Source organism: Pseudoflavonifractor sp. AF19-9AC (assembly GCF_003478995.1).
Classification (GTDB): Bacteria; Bacillota; Clostridia; order Oscillospirales; family Oscillospiraceae; genus Lawsonibacter.
Window position 1 is genome coordinate 218,182 of sequence record NZ_QUGI01000006.1, and the last position, 18,916, is coordinate 237,097.

At 51.8% G+C, this 18,916-nt stretch carries 14 protein-coding genes; 6 read left to right on the top strand and 8 right to left on the bottom strand.

What is annotated here, in order from left to right:
- Positions 1-3 precede the first annotated feature (3 nt).
- Together DWX58_RS11735 and DWX58_RS11740 are read left to right on the top strand one after the other, a co-directional pair.
- Positions 4-780, top strand: coding sequence for an aldolase/citrate lyase family protein (locus DWX58_RS11735; protein ID WP_118644044.1), 777 nt, complete (start codon positions 4-6; stop codon positions 778-780).
- A 1-nt stretch (position 781) separates the two neighbouring features.
- The gene (locus tag DWX58_RS11740) at positions 782-1,924 is read left to right on the top strand and encodes a hypothetical protein (protein WP_118644046.1); all 1,143 of its coding nucleotides are present in this window, start codon (positions 782-784) and stop codon (positions 1,922-1,924) included.
- A 477-nt stretch (positions 1,925-2,401) separates the two neighbouring features.
- Here the strand turns inward: DWX58_RS11740 and DWX58_RS11745 are convergent, their stop codons facing one another.
- The 8 genes from DWX58_RS11745 to DWX58_RS11780 form a co-directional block, all read right to left on the bottom strand.
- Positions 2,402-8,539 (bottom strand): S-layer homology domain-containing protein, encoded by a 6,138-nt coding sequence (locus DWX58_RS11745; protein WP_199648795.1) that lies wholly within the window; start codon positions 8,537-8,539, stop codon positions 2,402-2,404.
- 617 nt (positions 8,540-9,156) lie between these two features.
- A complete protein-coding gene (locus DWX58_RS11750; protein ID WP_118644050.1) occupies positions 9,157-10,314 on the bottom strand; it encodes a tyrosine-type recombinase/integrase in 1,158 nt (385 codons plus the stop codon).
- 77 nt (positions 10,315-10,391) lie between these two features.
- Positions 10,392-10,592 carry an excisionase gene (locus tag DWX58_RS11755; protein WP_087336634.1) on the bottom strand — a complete coding sequence of 67 codons (201 nt, stop codon included), beginning with the start codon at positions 10,590-10,592 and terminating at the stop codon, positions 10,392-10,394.
- Between the two features lie 10 nt (positions 10,593-10,602).
- Complete coding sequence (locus DWX58_RS11760) at positions 10,603-11,913, bottom strand: FtsK/SpoIIIE domain-containing protein (RefSeq protein WP_147382269.1); 1,311 nt, start codon at positions 11,911-11,913, stop codon at positions 10,603-10,605.
- The gene (locus DWX58_RS11765; protein WP_118644054.1) at positions 11,900-12,862 is read right to left on the bottom strand and encodes a viral replication protein; all 963 of its coding nucleotides are present in this window, start codon (positions 12,860-12,862) and stop codon (positions 11,900-11,902) included. Before DWX58_RS11765 ends, DWX58_RS11760 begins: the two co-directional genes overlap by 14 nt.
- A 154-nt stretch (positions 12,863-13,016) precedes the next feature.
- Complete coding sequence (locus DWX58_RS11770; protein WP_118644056.1) at positions 13,017-13,334, bottom strand: hypothetical protein; 318 nt, start codon at positions 13,332-13,334, stop codon at positions 13,017-13,019.
- 180 nt (positions 13,335-13,514) lie between these two features.
- Positions 13,515-13,892: a helix-turn-helix domain-containing protein gene (locus tag DWX58_RS11775; RefSeq protein ID WP_118644058.1), complete on the bottom strand. Its 378-nt coding sequence runs from the start codon at positions 13,890-13,892 to the stop codon at positions 13,515-13,517.
- Positions 13,893-14,350: 458 nt separating this feature from the next.
- Positions 14,351-15,019, bottom strand: coding sequence for a hypothetical protein (locus DWX58_RS11780; protein WP_118644060.1), 669 nt, complete (start codon positions 15,017-15,019; stop codon positions 14,351-14,353).
- A gap of 114 nt (positions 15,020-15,133) precedes the next feature.
- On the opposite strand from DWX58_RS11780, the gene DWX58_RS11785 reads away from it, so the two are divergent.
- The 4 genes from DWX58_RS11785 (at position 15,134) to DWX58_RS11800 (ending at position 18,742) form a co-directional block, all read left to right on the top strand.
- Positions 15,134-15,454 (top strand): helix-turn-helix transcriptional regulator, encoded by a 321-nt coding sequence (locus DWX58_RS11785; protein WP_158579276.1) that lies wholly within the window; start codon positions 15,134-15,136, stop codon positions 15,452-15,454.
- 208 nt (positions 15,455-15,662) lie between these two features.
- Complete coding sequence (locus DWX58_RS11790) at positions 15,663-16,037, top strand: helix-turn-helix transcriptional regulator (RefSeq protein WP_118644064.1); 375 nt, start codon at positions 15,663-15,665, stop codon at positions 16,035-16,037.
- Positions 16,034-17,512 (top strand): recombinase family protein, encoded by a 1,479-nt coding sequence (locus DWX58_RS11795; protein WP_118644066.1) that lies wholly within the window; start codon positions 16,034-16,036, stop codon positions 17,510-17,512. Before DWX58_RS11790 ends, DWX58_RS11795 begins: the two co-directional genes overlap by 4 nt.
- A 642-nt stretch (positions 17,513-18,154) precedes the next feature.
- The gene (locus tag DWX58_RS11800; RefSeq protein ID WP_243093451.1) at positions 18,155-18,742 is read left to right on the top strand and encodes a CPBP family intramembrane glutamic endopeptidase; all 588 of its coding nucleotides are present in this window, start codon (positions 18,155-18,157) and stop codon (positions 18,740-18,742) included.
- The last annotated feature ends 174 nt before the right edge of the window (positions 18,743-18,916 follow it).

Sequence of the window (18,916 nt, forward strand, 5' to 3'; positions counted from 1 at the left end):
GAGATGGAAAACCTGTTAAAGCGGAAAATTGAAGCCGGTGAAAAAGGAATCGGCACCTTTTTTGAAATTGGAAGCGCCAACGCGGTGGAGTGTTTGGGCGCCTCTGGCCTGGACTTTCTGATTCTGGACTCAGAACACGGCCCCTTCGAAGCGGAGAGCTGCGCCGACCTGGTCCGTGCAGCCTGTCTGCGGAACATCACCCCTCTGGCCCGCATCAAGGACTGCTCCCGCCCCTCTGTATTGAAGATGCTGGACATCGGCGTACAGGGCCTGGTGGTCCCCTGCGTCAACACCGTGGAGGAGGTCCACAATCTGGTGGACTACGCCAAGTACTACCCGGTGGGCAACCGGGGCGTCATGTGGGGACGGGATGCCATCTGGGGCGAGGCGGACTATGCCAGCCACGGCCTCAACAGCTATTTTGAAACCTGCAATCGTGAAACCCTGCTGATCCCTCAGTGTGAAACGGCCGGCTGCCTGGCCAACATCGAGGAGATCACCCAAATCGACGGCGTGGACGGCATCTTCATCGGTCCCTTTGACCTGTCTGTGGCCCTGAACAACCCCGGCCAGTTCGATACCCAGGAGTTTAAAGACGCCATTGCCCGCATTCTCAAGGCCTGTAAGGACGCCGGTAAGCTGGCCATGCTCTACACCGGTGACGCCAAATCCACCCGAGCTTACTTTGAGCAGGGCTTTGATGCAGCCGCGGTGTCTCTGGACACCAAGTTCTATATTAACGCATTCCGCGGCCTGATTCGCGAAATTAAGGAGGGTTAACATGGAACAGCAGAGCAGTTTGAAAAGCTTGATGGGCCCCATCTCCGTGGCGTGTGTCTGGTTCGGCACCCACGTGGGTCCCGGCTTTGCCAGCGGTGCACAGCTGGTGCAGTACTTCGTCGGCTACGGCTGGCTGGGCGTCTACATCGGCCCCCTGATCCTGATGGTACTCAGCGCCTGGATCGTCTATCACGTGCTGGAGACCTGCCGGCTGTACCAGGTATATAATTATCACGAGTTCTACAATGTGGTGTATGGACCTGCCCGTAAATTCTTTGTGGCCTACAAGGAGATCTGCGTGCTGCTCTCCAGCGTGGTCATCGCCTCCATGTCCTACGCCAGCGGCGGCTCCCTGTTAGCCACAGTAGGCGTCCCCTACTTCGTGGGCGGCCTGTGCACTGTCGTCGCGGTTGTGGTGCTGCTGCTGTTCGGCGAGTCTCTCGTCCGAAAGGCCTCCACCGCCATTACTCTGGCTCTGGTTATCATGGTACTGATCATCGGCATCAAGGGCATCGGCCCCTCCTGGGCTGCCACCTCGGAATATGTGGGCAGCCACACCATGAACGCCAGCTACGGCACCTCCATCCTGAACATCATCCTCTATCTGGCCATCTTCTGCTCCTTCGTGGACTCCGGCATGGCCACCTCCAAGGGTGTCATCAAAAGCAAGCGTGATTCCCTTATTACCGCCGTTCTTGGTTCCATCCTGGTAGGCGGATGCACCATGATTATGAACACCCTGTTTGCCGCCCAGATGCCTGGCGCTCTTACAGACAGCCTCCCCGTCGTCACCGCCCTCAAGCGCATCGGCGTGGGTGAGTATTTCCAGATCATCTACGTGGCTCTGGCCATGCTGGCCGTTCTCAGCACCGGCGTCGGCTTTATGTGCGGCACGGTCGCCCGCTATGAGGGTTTGGTCTGCAAAAAGCTCAATGTAGGCAGTGTGGCTTCCCGTTTCCTCATCATCGCCTTCTTCATGATTATTGCCATCCTGCTGGGCCAGTTTGGTATCCTTACCATCGTCAACTTCGGCTACAAGATCGTCTTCTCTTACATGGGCGTTCCCATGATGTTTATCCCCTTTATCTTTATCCTGCCCTACTGGGTACGCCGGAAGAACAAAGAACTCCAGAAGAAAGGCTAATCTCCTGATGACTACCTTCAGTTGCATATTCTGAAAAAACGGCCGTGTTCATTTTGCGAACACGGCCGTTTTTTGTCTTATTTTACGTTATTCAATTTCAATGCCAGGTATTGTCATACTTTTCAACATGTTACCTGCGACTTCGCTCCAATTCAGTCTTGAAATAGGATACACATCTGCATCCCTGGTATCTTGTAGCTTCTCTCCGGGCCACCTACACTACTTCTTTCATCTCCATACTTTTTACTGCATATAGGCTCGCACCGCAGTTCACCTCACTCTTCATCCGCTGATAAACCACTGACCCAACGGTTGTGATCAATTTCTCATAGGCAGTCACCAAATCTCGAGGCAGTAATTCACACCATCATTTGCATAGAGAACGGGGAGAGGCTCCAAATGAAGCCTCTCCCCGTTCTCTATTTTGCATTTGTCCGTTCAGACTCTCTGTGTTAATACCGCCTTATCCAAGAATACTTAGCCAAACTCATGATACAGGAAGGTTACTGCCTGCCCACGAGAGACAACCACGTCGGGACTAAAGTTGTTCCCTCCGGTACCACTGGTAATGCCATTGGCCACGGCCCAGGACACCGCATCGTAATACCAAGCGTCCGCAGCCACATCCCCAAACCCATTACCAGAAGCAGTGGGAGATCCGGCCGCCCGCCACTGGAACATGACCGCCTGAGAACGGGTCACATCCGCGTTGGGGCTGAACGTAGTCGAGCTAGTCCCAGCGGTTACTCCGTTAGCCACAGCCCACAGCACCGCATCATAGTAGTAGTCGTTGGTGCTCACGTCGGTGAAGGGGTTGGTTCCGGTGGCCTTGGGGGATCCGTGGGCTCTCCACAGGAAGGTCACCATCTGGGCGCGGGAGACCGCTGCATTGGGACTAAATGTATTAGCGCCAGTTCCAGCGGTCACACCGTGCTCCACAGCCCACAGCACCGCGTTGTAGTAGTAGTCGTTGGTACCCACATCAACAAAGGGATTGACCAGCGCCACCTCCCGGAAGGAAGCCTCGATTTCTACACGGCCGGCGGGCATTTTGAAGGTGAATTTGCCGCTACCCTTGTTGGTCAGTTCCAGCACATTACCCTTGCTGTCGGTGACGATCAGCTTATCTAGCTCATAGCCGTCATCGGGAGTAACAGTGATGGTAACGATCTCGCCCTTTTCAGCATAGCGCTTCTGGAGGGAAATCTCACCGCCAGTAACTTTGCTGGGCATGGAGATGGCGTAGGTAGGATCGCTGGAGCCACCGGAAGAACCAGAGGAATTCACACTCCACCGTGCGGTCAAAGTCAGATGTGCTGTAACCTGAATTTCAAAATCATAGACCACGTTATTGAGATACCAACCTTCAAACACATAGCCGTCTCGCTCAGGATCCGCAGGCCGGGTAACCTTTTCATTCTCCGCTACATCCTGAGTGGACAATACCGTACCGTCCACATCCTGGAACGTAACGATGTAACGGTTGGTCACAGTTCCGGTACTTCCTCCGCCTTCATTCTGATTGTCGATGGTGCCGTAGTTGATGATCGCGCCGTTATTGGTCAGTGCTGTCCCATTCGGAATGGTGAGGGTCACGTCCTTGGCGATCACCAGTGTCTTACCACTGACAACACTTAGAGAACTGCCCAGTGTGGTATCTGCCGTCAGTTTCACTCCGGTGAAACCGGTCTTGTTAGTGCCGGTGATGGTTCCGCCAAGAATTGCGGCGGCATCCTCTGTCAGCGTGCCAGTGACCAGCCAAACATTGTCCGGAGCATGGTTGTCGGCCATATTTGTGGTAATGTAATTGACCTCACTGGTCTTCACCGTTTGGATGGTACCCTCATTGGGGAAGGCACGCTCATCTGTATTCGGGTTGTCATCCGACTCGGCACCATGTCCGAATCCAGCCGCCACAGCAGACGCTGCCTCCACAGTGGTAATGGTGCTCTGGCTATCTGCCGCCACCTTCAGCGAGACCAACTTATTGCTGGCATCCGTGGTGCGGAGGATTCCGATCTGTGCGCCGTCGGCTGCCGAGAAATTCAATGTAGTAGTCTTAACGTCTCCATCCTCAGTGTTGCCGGTCATGCCGGTCACCTCTACCAGCTGAACGGTACCACCAGCGATCTCCAGCGTCATGCCGGTGTGAACTGCACCATTGACCATCAGCGTTCCGATAGAGGAACCATTCGTCAGATTCATGGTGTAGGTAAAGCCCTGATTGTGGCCGGCAACCAGATGAAGCGTATCCAGCTGTACCTTGTCCAGGGTCACCTGATGGGCAGCGTTACCACCCACTGTCACCGCGCCGATGGCATCAGAATCAGTGAGGTTTTCCAGAGTGGCTTCTACCGCCACATTACCTACCAGTTTACCCACATAGTTGGAATCTGCAGCGCCGGTCACTGTACCATTACCCACGCAAGTGGAACCGTCCAAAGTTGCTCCATTGCGGATCAGGGCCGCCACACCGCCAGCCTGCTCTGCACCGTTCACACTGCCCGAGTTCGTCAGATTTTTCAATTCCGCACCATCCACAACGGCAACAATACCGCCGGCCTGCCGTCCGCTGATTGCACTGGTATTTCTGTTGCCTGCGGCGGAAAATACCGTGTCATAACCCGCTGTGGTCAGAATGCCACCAGCCATGCCATCTTTACCATCGATTGTACCGGAGTTGACATTACTCTCGATTGTTCCCGCCACACCAGCTACAGCGATGCCTGCCGCCGAAGTACCAGATGCCTCCGCCGAAACTGTAATAGCACCGGTATTGGTGTTGCCAATCAAATCCAGGCTACAATCGTTATATGCAAAGGTACTGGCCAGGATTCCCGCAGCATAATACCCGCTGACAGATCCTGTATTGCGGTTGCTTCGGAATGTGACGGCCCCCTCCTGGACACTGTACGTGTTGGCCGTGGCACAAACGCCGCCGGCCGTGCCGTAGCTGTCACTTGTGTGGTTGGAAGCAATGACAGCGTTGTTAGTACAGCTCTCCACCAGAATATCACCAACACCGCTCGTACCCGTATTGGTATTGGCGCCTACAAACCCCACGACACCCGCCGCACGGCTGTGCCCGGTTACAGAACCACTTTCTACCGTGATGTTGGAAAGAGTTGCCCCGTTGACTGCTGCGCCCACTGCGGCAGCTGCCGTACTATTGTTGACATCTGCACCTGGCTTATCTACCGTTACGTCGGCAAAGCGGAGATTCTTCACAGTACCGCCGTCCACGCCGCCGAAGAAGCCGTAGCAGGCATAACCGGTGTTGAACGTATTATAGTAGGGCTTATCCGTATCCACAGATGTCATGGTGAGATTGCGGATCGCATGACCGATGCCGTTGAAGATACCCTGGAAGGAGTAATCCACAACGGTGCCCTCCTCGGACTTGGTAATACCGATAGGTTCCCATTCCTCGCCGGAGAGGTCGATATCTGCATCCAACTGAATGTACTTACCCTCATAAGCGCTGCCGCTGTTAACACTGTCTCGGAAGGTCTTCAGCTGTTCTTCCGTCGCAATGTGATAGGGGTCGTTCTCAGTGCCGGTTCCGGAGGCAAAAACCGTCTTCACACCCCAGGTTCCACCATTCTGCACCGGCACCATACCGTCAGCACAGTAGTCTTCGGGAATCTCAGTAGAAAAGCTCCCACCAGAAATGGCGATCGTCTTCTCTTCTGCCTCGCCGCTGCTCTCCGCAAACAATTTCTGCACCGCGTAGCCGTTGGTACTGGTAAAGGTACCGCTTTCGATGTTAACAACCACCGACCGGTCAGCGTAGTTGCCTTCCACATAGAGCGCATCACCGGTGTTAGTAACGCCGCTGTTTTCCGGTTCGCTCGGCGTCACTTTAGCGCCAGTGCCCTGAATCACAGCGTTTCCGCGAATTGTCACAGTGCCGCCCTTCACAGCAACACCCGTACCTCCCGTAACGGAAGTACCGTCAATGGTCAGGGTGCTTTCGGACGAAGGGAAGTAGATACCCGCAGAATTTTCTGTTGTCTGGATGGAACCACCTGTGATATTAAACGTAATGCCTGTATTGGTGCCATTGGTAACAACAGCAAAGTTGTCACTGTGCATCACAATGTTTACATTTTCCAGATTCAGCGTTACATCGTCATAGAGCGTTCCAACACCAAAAGAATCCGTATCTTCTCCTCCGGTGGCAATACTCTCCAGTGTACCGTTTTTCACGGTCAATACTGCGCCATCCTGGTTCAGATCCAAAATCTTCTTTCCACTGGTAACATATTTTTTCCCATTGAGGTCCAAAATTCCGGAGCACTTACCGGTACCCAGGAAATCTGTCCCAGTATAATCGTTGAGCATCACCGCCGTATGGTTGGCATCTGCCTCCATTGCATCGGTGAATCTACCGAAAATATAGCTGTTGCCATCCACATCCGTTGCTCGGAAGCCGCCGTTGGCAATGGCATCCGCTGCCGTCTGAGAATACCGAAGGTATGCGCCAGTGCCCAATTCTATTTTCTGATTATTTGAAGTTTCCAGAGTAATCCCATCGCCCAAAGTTGCTTCGATTTTCTTGGCGCTGTCGCCATTTTTGAAACGGAGTGGCGTAGCGGCATTGATGGCCGCTTGAGTTCCTGCACTGTTCTGTACCGATGCAGTTGTATCCATATGGACACCATACGGAATTTCAAAAGAGATACCGTATCCCTTTGCGTTCTGATTGGTCACGCTGTGGCCATTCAAATCCACCGTCACGCCGGGGACTGTAATCTTCAGAATGCTACCACTGGTGTCGCCGGTCAGATCCTGTAACAGTCTCAGGGTATCCCCGCTTACCAAAGAAGTGGAAAGCTGGCCAACGCTGCTCACGTAGACGCTGTTGCCATCTCCACGCATGATTTGCGCCACAGCGCCGTCCTCGGTCTGCGCTGTAACTTTCCAATAGGCATCTTCCTGTACACAGGTGTAACCTGCCGGCAAAGCATCGGCAATATTTTCACCAAACCGGCATGTCAGCACCGAATTTCCGGCAAACGCTCCCTTTGCTTTGCTGATGGTCCCGCTGTAGAGCAGCGCGGTCTTGTTGGTCCCAATGTTGAGTCCCTCAATTACAGGGGTCTCCTGGCTGACCGCTTCCTGTGCTCCGACAGTAATTGCGGCAGACGAATTTTCAATGGCAAGATAACTGGTGCCCGCATTAACTTCCACAAAACCGCCCGTAATGGACACGCTTCCATTCAAGGCCTGAATGGCCGGGCTTCCCTGCACTGTTCCACCGGTCATGGTAAAGGTACTGCTCGTATTGGTACGAACCGCACCATAGCCTGTGGTAATAACCGTTCCGCTTTCCAGAAGAACTGCGCCGCCAGTCTGAATGGAAATCATCTGGCCGGCAGTACCACTGATGGTTCCGTTTGTTGCACCGTCCATAATAGTCAAATTACCGCTGACATTGATTTTTTTGCTGCCCATCTCCAGCGCCTGACCATTGAGATCCAGCACAATGTCTTTGTCCGCCGCAATGGTCAGATTAGCTGCCTGTTGGATTCCTTTGCGCAGCTTGACAGTATCACCCACATTGGCCACTGCTACTGCGCTTTCCAGAGACTCATATCCGATACCGTCAATCTCCACAGCTGCGTCCTGACTGATTTGAACGGAAACAGTACCATCACTGTTTTCTACCACTTCCATACCATTCGGGACATACGAAGAAATATCAACCTCTTTACCATATGTGCCGCCCAGAATCTGCACGATGTCAGGCTGTGTATCTTCCACCGGGCAGCCATTTCCAACGGTTCCAAAAGCGTCCACACCCGTGAGGTCTCCACCGGTAATCCGAATATCGCCACCGTCAGCATCCTTGCCGCCGCCAATATCCGCGGCACCTGTACTTCCGGTTGCAACCACCGTGCCACCGGTGATCCGAATGGTGCCTGCACTGACATATCCGTTATCTTTGATTTCTTTTCCTCCTGCGGCCTTATTAGCGCCGGTACCTATGCCAGCCCCCCCATCGCTGCCGCCGTTTGCACGAACAGAACCGTTGCTAATGGTGATCGCACCCGTCTGTAGCGACTTTGTCCGGCTACCGCCAGCGCCACCAATGCCCGCACCAGAGGTACTACCCGTCGCAACAATAGTACCTCCACTGATAGTGATATTGCCCCAGCCATTCTTAGTGGGCCCTTCACCAATTGCAGCCGACGTGTTTCCACCGCTAACTTCCAAAGAGCCAGTTCCCTTGATTTCCAAAGATGCACCATATGGCACCTCAATACCGGCATAGAACCCCGCTTGGATAGAATTGGCCCCTTCCAATGTTAGGCACAAGCTTCCGCCCTTGGCAATAGTAATTCCCGAATAGACAGTATATGCTTCCGGCGACATCGTCACATCGTTCAGCGTCAGATCAGCCTCAACTCCAGCTGGAATCTGAACACTCAATTTTCCGCTGCCTGAAAGCACAATTGGCGTATCTGTTAAAATTTTTAGTGTTGCTTCCCTGTTTTCTGTTTCCGAATAGGTATAGTCGATATCCTTTGTGCCGCCGCTTACAGAAAAGGCTTCACCTTCTGCCGACGCCGTTATGGGCAGCATCGACAGGAGCATTGTGATAACCAGCAAAATGCTCCCAATTCGTGTTCGCGTGTGTTTCCTCATCATTTCTCCTCCTGTCCTAACTTTTGTCATGTCAAATCAAAGCAAAAGACACCCAAGGAGCGGCCAGCCGCACCTCTAGATGTCTTTTCTCTGTTGATTCTGTTCTTGGGCATGAAAACAGACAGAGCCTGCGCTCTGCTTTCAGTATATTGTGGTTGCTCTTTGCGATTACTCATCAGCCGTCAACCCCTGAGTTTTACTTTTATCAGTTTACCACAGTCTATGCTACCTGTAAAGTTTTCCTGGTACAAAATGAAAAACTAGACGTCTTTTACACTGTTTTGACTCCGCCACCCAGATAATTCCATCCTTGTACCTCCAGAGTAGCCATGGCCGACAAGCCCAGCCCGCAAAAAAGCCCGCGGCACAAGGCCGCGGGCTTTCAAAAGGCTTTGCTTAGTACATACCGCCCTCGGGGAATTACGGCTTTCTATAAGAGATAAGTAGAGAAAAGAAGGGATATGCGTTATATTCTGCAATTTCTTTCCCATATTCTCTATCATAGTCTACATATCTTACCCACTGAAAATGGTAAGTTTTATGGTAAGCAGTCGGGTATTTTTTGCAGGAAGCAAAGACACTTATAGATTGGAGACTGCCTTGCCAAATGCCTCTTGAACCGCGTGAAAGTCAACATGCGTATAGACATCTAATGTCACGCTGACATTGGAGTGGCCCATAAGGTATTGCAGGCTTTTCACATCAATCCCGGCTCGCTGCATATTGGTACAGAAGGTATGGCGCAGCACATGGGGCGTTACACGCGGAAAGGATTTTCCATAGATCCGTTCCATCTTTTTCTGCATTCCCCGCATATAGTTTTCCAAGTGCATAGCAACCTTTGGCATCCCGGCTTTATCCAGGAAGAGAAAGCCGCTGTACCCATCCACCAGGAGTTCTACTGTTGGAGGCTGCCGGTTTGCCACAACACGCTTTAACGCCATGTAGACCACATCGCTCATGGGGATACACCGGACACCGCTGCTGGTCTTAGGCGATTTTACAAAGTAAGGCTTTTCTGCCGTCCGGCAGAGCTGGTGGTCAATAAAGATAAGCCGCTTTTTGAAGTCCACGTCTTTCTTGGTAAGGCCGTACAACTCACTGACCCGCAACCCGGTGCCCATCAGGATGATAATATCGTCATAGTAATTATCTTGTCCATTCTCCTGAATAAAACGGAGATAATTTTCCTGCTGTTGCTTGGTGAGAGCCGTTCTTTTCACCGCATCGTCCGGAATAATATCGGCCACCTTAAATTTGAACGGATTTTTGCGAATCATGTCATCATCGACAGCCATCTCAAAGGTGGGCCGCAGCACACTATGGTAGATAGAAATTGTGTTGCGTTTGCTTCCGGTATCATGCAGGTCAATGTAGAAACGCTTGGCATCGGACAGCTTTACATTTCGCACCTTCATCTGCCCGAACTCAGATTCCTTGATCCGGTTAATGACGGTTCCATAGGCCCGCTTCGTATTATGTCCAATGTCTCGCTTCAGGCTCATATAGCGGTCTACCAAATCAGCTACCGAAATTTCACCAGCAGCATAGTCGATGCCATCGGCGAGGTCCCTTTGGATCGCGGCTTCCTTCTTCCGAAGATCTTCTAATGTCTTAGCGTAAATACACCGCACTTTTCTGTGACTATCTGTATATCGGTAATCATACGTGCCATTTTTGCGCTGATTTTCACCTGTCTTCAGTACTCGGCCATTTCTATCTTTGCGCTTTCCCGCCACAATGCACACTCCTTTCCGGAAAAGCGCCCGATATGTATGATACAGTTATCATAGCATATCTGGGCGCTTTTTGCCATTCAAATGGAATATTCACTTTGGAGATATGCCTCAAATGGTTTCCGTTTTATCAGGCGACGATTTCCCACCCAAAGCACATATTTCTCGCACTCCTTGGTATCGGTCATCTGCCTCAGTTTGTTGATGCCAATGTTATAGTAGGCAGCGGCTTCCTCCAAAGTAAGATTGGCTTTTTGCCAAATAGGAATTTCATGCGCCACGGAAATCACCTCACAGTTGCTTTTCGTCCAGCAAGTAAGCCTGGAACACAGTACCATCCCCGGTGATGAAGCGGCCCCTTGCGTCCTTGGGTATCTGATCGGCGGCGCTGGTATTGTCCAGAATGATTTGAGAGAGTACATTGTCCGCCCTGCCGCATACCCGGAAATCCAGGTTGTTCTTGATCTGACCGGGGAGAATGTTGGCGTCCGGGCGCTGGGTGGCGAGGATCAGGTGGATGCCAAAGGCCTGTCCCAGGCGGGATAGTGTCGCCAGCTTGTTTTCAATCTGGGCCAGCACTTCCTTACTTTCTTTGCTGCGGCCTGTTTTGTCCAGCATCTCTGCTACTTCGTCGCAGGCGAACACGATCCGAGGGAGACTTTCTCCTGTGACCTCGTTATGGGTATCCAGATCTTTACACCCGGTTTCCGCAAGCCGGCCCTTGCGGTATTCCAACACCGTCACAAGCTGACCCAGGGTATACAGCAAATCTTTCTCGGTGAAGCACATCCGGCATTTTTGGTGCCAGACTTTGGGAAAGTCCACGCCGCCCTTGAAATCGGCTATGTAGACCTCCGCCCCCTTGTGGAGCGACTGCATAAGCAGCAGCTTTAACAGCACACTTTTTCCGCTGCCCGTAGAGCCGCCCAGCAGGATATGGGGGATATTTGTGAGGTTGACCGTTACCGCCCCTGTGAGGCTTTCCCCCAGCACCAGGACAAAACTTTCCGGGGACAGGTACTTGTCTTTCCAGGGGAGCAGGGCCGGGAAATCACTTTTTGCCGGGACAGCATAGACACGAATGAGCTTTCGACCCTCCGCCCAGGTCATTTTCGCTATGGTAATATCCAGGGCCGTTTCAATCCTGGCCCGTTTGTCCTCCCACTCGCCCAGCGGTATCCCGCAGGGGTCAAACTCCCAGATCGTCAGCCGGGGATTACCCCTGTCCTGCCGTTTGGCTATGAGGGCAGGGGCCTCCCCCGCATGGTTGACAAGGCCCACTTTCTGCAAGCCCTCCTTTGCCGCTTTGCTGCCCCAGGGCGTTCCCAGGAGCGCCAGGAAAGCCAGGAGGCCGCCCACAGCATAGAGGGGAATCAAAAGGTTGATAGCCGCTTCCAGAACAGGGGAAAACATACCATAGGAATCCAGACTGAACAGGTATGCCCGAAACAGCCAGACCAGCGCAGCGCCCACCAGATAGGCTCCCAGCAGTACGCCCTTGTAAGGAGTATGCGTTACCACCGCAAACCCCGTTTTCATGCGTTGGAGTAAGCGGCGGTTCTCCGTCCGCTTGTGAATCGTGTCTTTATCACTTCTTGTCATAGGGAAAGCCCCCTTTCTTGTGGATGATCGTGGAGCCGTCCGGGAGGTACTCCACCACAGTATGGATACGGCGGAGAAATGCCCGCCAGGTTTCCGGCCTCGCCTGCTGTTCCACCCAATATTGATTTTCCAGCGGCGAGTTAGATGTGATATATACTTTTGTGTAACAGGCCGTTTTGTCATTGTACCGGGCCGGGAGCGACAGGGGATAAATGTCCAGGTAGTTGAGCATATCTTCAATGGGAATTTGGCTGCTGAACTCCTCGAATACAAGCACATCCTGCCCGTGGTAGCCGTCAAAGGAAATGCCCCTTGTGGCCCGGTAGTTTGTCACCCGGTAAATGCTCCGGGGGTCATGGGTGCTGTAAATGCTCCGTGTTTTGCCCGCACCGCTGGCCCCGTAGAGATAGGACACCTGTAAGGGCCTGTTCTCCACGGCGTACTTTTCCGCCGTCAAGGTCTGCCGCAGCAGGTCAATATCACGGACACGAAAGGCCATGGCGGGATTATCGTCAATGATCTCCGTGGTGGTCAGGCCGTCCCGGATATTCTGGACGAGCCGGAACATCTCCGGGTGTTTCTCCGCCCGTTCCGGTGGAGCCTCGCCCCACTCCTCAAATGTCCCAGGCACCGAGGTTTCCGCCTTGTCGGTATCTGCCCATCGGCCCTCCTTGCGGATGTATGCCCGGTTTTCCTGCACCGTTCCATATGCCTTTTCGATGTGCGCCGTTGGAAAGCGGTTTTTGATGGTGGCAAAGCGCACAGGCGATGGAGCATAGAAAAACAAGTGCGTGTGATATGTCCCCGTTGACGCTGTTTCGTCGGCCATGCAGTAATAGGCCGGGGAAACCCTCTGTAAGATTTCCTTGATGGCGCTATGGTCTAATCCGGCCTCTGATGGATTGTTGATTACAAGCGCCCATTTTCGGGATTGGCTGTTGCTGCCCATGGAAAGCCTCCCTTGTATTGCTACATGCTACAAGTTTCCCATAAGGGGTAATACTGACCCTTATGGGAGGGCGGCGCTGGCGCTGCCGCCGGGAGCCATTCCCTTGAGGGGACTGTCCTTATCCCGGCTGGCCTCTCCAGCGCCGCCCAGGTCATCAGGCTTTCGGATTCACCAGATGGACGCCCGCAGCCCTGGCCCCCACCTGGGGCTGGCCCTGGCTCCAATAGATGAATACCTCCAGGCCGTCAAAGCGCACTTCCGCATAGCCGTCCGGGGTATCCATACGCTTTTCACCGTCAATGCGTACATTGACTTTTTCCAGGCATTTTTCCGGCAGAGCCACCGTATAGCGGTAACCGAGGACGGTATCCGTCCGCCTGTTGTTCTGGTACTCGTAGGCCGGGGACACCTCCACCAGCCACAGCTTGCTCCCCAGGCTCTTAGGGTCAATGATAAGGTCAGTGATCTTCATAGCAATTTCCTCCGTTATATTGTGGGCGGCAGTTGGCCTGTCCGCCGCCCTGGTGATATGGTCACAAGTCCTTGTGTGGCCCTATCATACCGCAGAAAATCCCTTGAAAATTTCACTGGTGAAATTCGGACAAAAAAATTTACCGCCGTCCCACTTGCTGCCTGGGACGGCGGTTTTCTGTCATTCTTCAAAATTACTCCCCAACAAGGGAAGTCCCTGTTCGGCCAATTCACAGTTTACCAGGAACACACACCCGTCACGCCGCTTTAGCGCCTTGTCGATCTCGTACAGTTCGGGCCATGCGAGATACCGCAGGTTGTCCCGTTCTGCCATTGTCTTTCCAAGGCCAAGGGCTAACTGGTTAATGTCCTGTTCTGTCAGCCGTACTTTTCCACCTCGCAAAATCCGGCTCACTCTGGCCTCCGGCATACCGCTTGCGGTTGCTAGTTCCTTTTGTGTCATGCCGAGTTTTTGGAGGTCTGCCTGGATCTGCCTTGCCAGGGCAGATTGTTCGTTCCTTTTATAACCGGGGCTTTGCTTCGGCTTCCTGTAAGCCAAAGCGGTTTCCCCTGGTTATAAATTGCCTATGTGGGCCTATTGCCGGAGGTGGTCTGCTGATTGTTTGCGGTCAGCTTGCTATGGTGATAGATAGAATATGCCATAGCCGCCACCTCCTCCCGTGAAACGCTGTTGGTGAATAACTGTATTATCCACCTCCGGCGCAAAGCCCGTTCACGAAAGAAATTCATTGGCGCAGTTTTGGACTACGCTGGGCCGTTGTTCCCGCAGGATGCCGGGTTGGCAAGTGCAGCAAACTTTTCCCGCCTGCATGTGGGATTGTTTGGGCGTTTCCGCCCTCCGCATGGTTTTTCATGCCGTCCATAGGACAGCTTCCGCTTTGGTTGCCGCTGAAAGCGGCGGTTTCATTTGACTCGTGTTTTCAATTTCAACAAAGTTTTTTACCCGCTATCATACATTACCACAAACAGACTACATATTGATGAACTTTCTGTAAATTACTCTATATTTTGTGTTTCCCTTTTTTCTTCCAATATCATTTCATATCGCTTTTTAGCTGATCTGTACTTGCCAAAATAATGTTGCCATATGGCCCTCTTTTCCTCATAGCTGCTGGCTTTCTGCTGTAATGGCTCAATGAAATCTAAGACCTGTTGATGGTAAAACATATCGTATGTATGCTTTGCTTTTTCTGGTGTAATAGCCATTTCTTTTGCTATTGCGGTAAAGGTTGCTTTTTCAACTTCTCGCATTTCAACAATGCGGGAAACAATCTCCGGGTTAAGGCTCTTCTTTAGCGGAGGTAAGTTTTTAATGTATTCCTTTGGCATACCTGGTTCTCCGGCCCGATATTCAACCAATATGCTACTATATTTCTTTTCAAGGTATGCACAGGCATATGAGAAGTCTTGAAAACATTCATTTGCAGCGTCATAGACCTTTCTGACCTCAACTGTGTTGTCATAGCCAAGCGCGATTGAGATATGCCGAATGTATAGCCGAATCTGCTTAACTTTTATCCGGCTATATAGTTCTCTTGCCCGGACTAAAGATATTCCATACTCCTTTGCAATATCTGCAAATGTATTGTTGTACTGATCTCGAAGTATCATGATGTCATAAGCACGCCTGTCCTCTTTTAACTCGCTATATGAAATGTCGTTCATACATACACCCTCCCATCTGCTTGAACAGTTACCCGTATTACAGGTAATAACTATATCATATACAGGTATCAAATACAACAATTTGCGATACCATTTATTTGGGAGAGTGGTAATGTGATACGGTTAAAGGAACTAAGGGAAGAACGGCGGCTCAGTCAAGATGGATTGGCCCTTAAATTGAATGTTTCACAATCAACTATTAGTGCCTATGAGATTGGCGATAGAACACCCGACTTAGAAACATTGATTGCTATTGCTCAATTTTTTGGTGTGTCCCTTGATTATCTTGCTGGATTATCGGACTTGAAACACCAGATTAGGCAAGGTGATCTTACTTCAAAAGAGTTGGAACACTTGCATATTTATCGCCAGTTAAGTGATATGGACAAGGAAAAAGTGAGTTCATACATTGATGGTCTACAAAGCAGACAATAACGAATAGTCCAATGGAGCGCCCCTGTCAATGGTCAAGATAAACGGCAATAGCCGCCATTGACAAGGGCGCTCCATTGGACTTTGCAGGTTATCAAGGGGTGTCAGCCGCAGGCTGGCTGACACCCGCAAAGATATTTTGAGAGAACGCAAAAGTGTATTTACAAATATCTTGATTTGTGATATTTTAACTTTGGCAGGAGGGATTTTCATGGAGCAGATTGGAAAGCGGCTTCGGGCCTTGCGCGAGGGTGTGCGGCTGACCCAGGTAAACATGGCGGGAATTTTAGGTGTGCAGCAATCCCGTATCAACCGATACGAAACAGGCCAGACCACCCCGGCCCCGGAAATCTTCATCAAGTACGCCGATTATTTTGATGTATCAATGGATTATCTGTATTGCCGTACTGATGACCCAAGGGGCAAGCTGTACGAATACAAGCCCCAGGCGTTGAAAGAGAAAACGGAGCAGAGCCGGGAAATGCGGGAATTTATAGAGATGTGCTTTGACCCGAAAGCACCTGTGAATCAACGGTTAAAAGAGGCACTGCTACGGATTATGACGGAGGAGGCGAAAGAAGAATGAAAGCGGTGATCTATGCCCGGTATTCCAGCGACAACCAACGGGAAGAAAGTATTGAGGGCCAGCTCCGGGAGTGTACGGCCTACTGCAAGAAAAATGATATAACCATCTTGCGGACATACATTGACCGGGCCATGTCTGCCAAGACCGACCACCGCCCGGACTTCCAGCAGATGATTAAGGACAGCGCCAAGGGCCTCTTTGATGTTATCATTGTTTGGAAACTTGACCGTTTCGCCCGCAACCGCTATGACAGCGCCCACTACAAGGCCCAGCTTCGCAAGTATGGCGTTAAGGTGCTGTCCGCCACGGAGAACATTTCCGAGGGGCCGGAGGGTATCATCCTGGAAAGTATGTTGGAGGGTATGGCGGAATATTACTCCGCTGAACTGTCCGAGAAAGTCATCCGGGGCCATACGGAAAACGCCCTCAAATGCAAATATAACGGCGGTACGCCCACCTTTGGTTTTGCCATTGACAAGGACAAGTATTATCAAATCGACCCGCATACCGCCCCTGTGGTGCTGGAAATGTTCATCCGCTACGACAAGGGCGAAACCATGAAGAATATCCGGGATTGGCTGAATGGTGCCGGAGTGACAACGGTACGGGGCAAGAAGATTGATTTGAATTTTGTGGCGGCGATCCTCCACAACCGAAAGTGTATCGGGGAATACAGTTACCGCCATATCGTCACCCCCGGCGGTATTCCCGCCATTGTTCCGCAAGACCTGTTCGACAGGGTGCAGCAGCGGCTTGAAACCAACAGGAAAGCCCCAGCCCGTCACAAGGCCGAGGACGATTATCTCTTGACCACGAAACTCTTTTGCGGCACTTGTGGGGCTATGATGGTGGGCGAGAGCGGCACCAGCGCCAGCAAAGGCCGGAAGTACCATTATTACCGCTGTGTGAACACCAAGAAGCACAAGACTTGCACCGCCAAACACAAGAGCGTTCGCAAGCTGCCCCTGGAAAATGCCGTGGTAAACGCAACCATGGCGAAAGTCATGGATGACAATTTTGTGGAGTACATAGCGGACGCTGTGATGGACTTGCAGGGTAAGGAGAGCAGCCAACTCCCAGCCCTCCGCAAACAGTTGGAAGAAACCGAGCGAGGCATTACCAATATGTTGAACGCCATCCAAATGGGGATTATCAACCAGTCTACGAAACAGCGCCTTGACGAGTTGGAGGAACGGAAAAAGGACATTGAACTGCACATCATCCAGGAGGAAATCAAGAAGCCGCTACTTTCCTGGGAGGATGTGACATTCTGGATTTGCCGTTTCCGTAAACTGGATGTGAGCAGGCTGGACGAGCGCCGGCGGCTCATTGACAGCTTTGTAAACTCCGTGACCATCTTTGATGACCATATTTTGATTACCTTTAACTACAAAGAGGGCGAAACAAGGCTTGACTTTTCTGATATTGAAAGTTCGGATTTGAAATCGGTCGGGGGACCATACGGAGTATCATGAAAGGATCTGAAAAGGTCTGCTGATGATACTCCGCATTTTTTATTTCCAAGTTTATATAGAGATCTGTGCGGGGGCGTAGCTTAATGCTACGCCTTTTCTCGTTTCCAAAAGAATGTCCCGCTCGGGGATTTTCCGGCAATCCGGTACCTCAAAGGATCCAATGCAGTTTTGGTGATTCTGTTCTCCTTGACCGCAGGATAAACCTCGATGTACTGAATGAGCTCGGCAGCCGTGCGTTTGGTGATGGAGCTATTTTAAAAAAAGCTTAAAAAAGCTTAAAATTTGTTAAAGCTGCCCGCAAATCGACGGGAATATGCTATAATTAGGCCAAATTTTGCGGCCAAGGCCGCATGGGAGGTTGTTATGAACAAAAAGATTCCCCCGCTACACAGCTTGACATGGCTGTGGTGCAGCTTATTCGCATACAGCGTGCTGTTTGGGTTACTGCAAAAACTTTTGTCTTCTGTTCCCGGCTTGCCGGAGGGTATCGTGCTGCTCCTGAGCTGCGCGGTGGCATCGGCGATCCCCCTGCTCTGGTCCTCACTAGTGAGCGGCGAAGCCCCTCACTTCTCTTCCCAGAAGGCCTCTTTGGGCACGCTGGTTTTTCTCATAAGTGTGGCTTTGAGTGGAAATCTTGCCGTTATGGTACTTACCCCGGTTCTAGAGCGGGTGTGGAACCTGGCTGGCTTCACCGCCCAAGCGGCGGCAGTGGGAGAAGAAATCGCCACACCGCTGCTGGCAATATATATTTGTATAGTCGGTCCTGTCCTGGAGGAACTGATCTACCGAGGAGTGGTGCTGCGCCGCTTGCTGCCAGGGGGTGCGCGGCAGGCCATTTTACTGTCGGCCCTGTGCTTCGGGCTGATGCACCACGATCTCTATCAGGGGTTGTCCGCCTTCTGGTGCGGATTGATTTTCGGCTATGCGGCCCTGCACTACGGATTGGGGACGTCCATCGGACTGCACATCGCCGGAAACAGCATTGCTGAGGCGCTGCCGCTACTGCGCCAGGCGGGCACTCCTGGTGCCCTGGCTATCCTGGCTCTGGTGTTTGTCTCGGTGGTGATCGCAGTGACAGGAGGGATCCGCCTGCTGCTGAAAAGACGGGGACGGAAGCGCGAGAGAAGTCAGGCCGGCGGGAGTAGCGGCGTGTGGAGCAATCCCGCCCTGTGGATGCTGCTGGCCTTTGACACGGTTTATCTCGTTGTGGCCTCATTTACTCACCGCTGAAGTAGTATTTAGATAAAAGCATTGCTTACAAGCCGTTGATATTACTGGATTTTCACAGATTCTTGAATGCCACTTGGACCAAACAATGATAATCCGAACTACATTATCCAGGTGGGTAATGGATAAGGTAGAATAAGTTTCGCAAATTGAAAAGTGGATAAAAAGAGACATGGT

Coding starts and splice junctions, on each gene's coding strand:
- DWX58_RS11735 (WP_118644044.1), top strand. CDS start 4: ATGGAAAACCTGTTAAAGCGGAAAATTGAAGCCGGTGAAAAAGGAATC.
- DWX58_RS11740 (WP_118644046.1), top strand. CDS start 782: ATGGAACAGCAGAGCAGTTTGAAAAGCTTGATGGGCCCCATCTCCGTG.
- DWX58_RS11760 (WP_147382269.1), bottom strand. CDS start 11,913: ATGACAAGAAGTGATAAAGACACGATTCACAAGCGGACGGAGAACCGC.
- DWX58_RS11765 (WP_118644054.1), bottom strand. CDS start 12,862: ATGGGCAGCAACAGCCAATCCCGAAAATGGGCGCTTGTAATCAACAAT.
- DWX58_RS11770 (WP_118644056.1), bottom strand. CDS start 13,334: ATGAAGATCACTGACCTTATCATTGACCCTAAGAGCCTGGGGAGCAAG.
- DWX58_RS11780 (WP_118644060.1), bottom strand. CDS start 15,019: ATGAACGACATTTCATATAGCGAGTTAAAAGAGGACAGGCGTGCTTAT.
- DWX58_RS11790 (WP_118644064.1), top strand. CDS start 15,663: ATGGAGCAGATTGGAAAGCGGCTTCGGGCCTTGCGCGAGGGTGTGCGG.
- DWX58_RS11795 (WP_118644066.1), top strand. CDS start 16,034: ATGAAAGCGGTGATCTATGCCCGGTATTCCAGCGACAACCAACGGGAA.
- DWX58_RS11800 (WP_243093451.1), top strand. CDS start 18,155: ATGGTACTTACCCCGGTTCTAGAGCGGGTGTGGAACCTGGCTGGCTTC.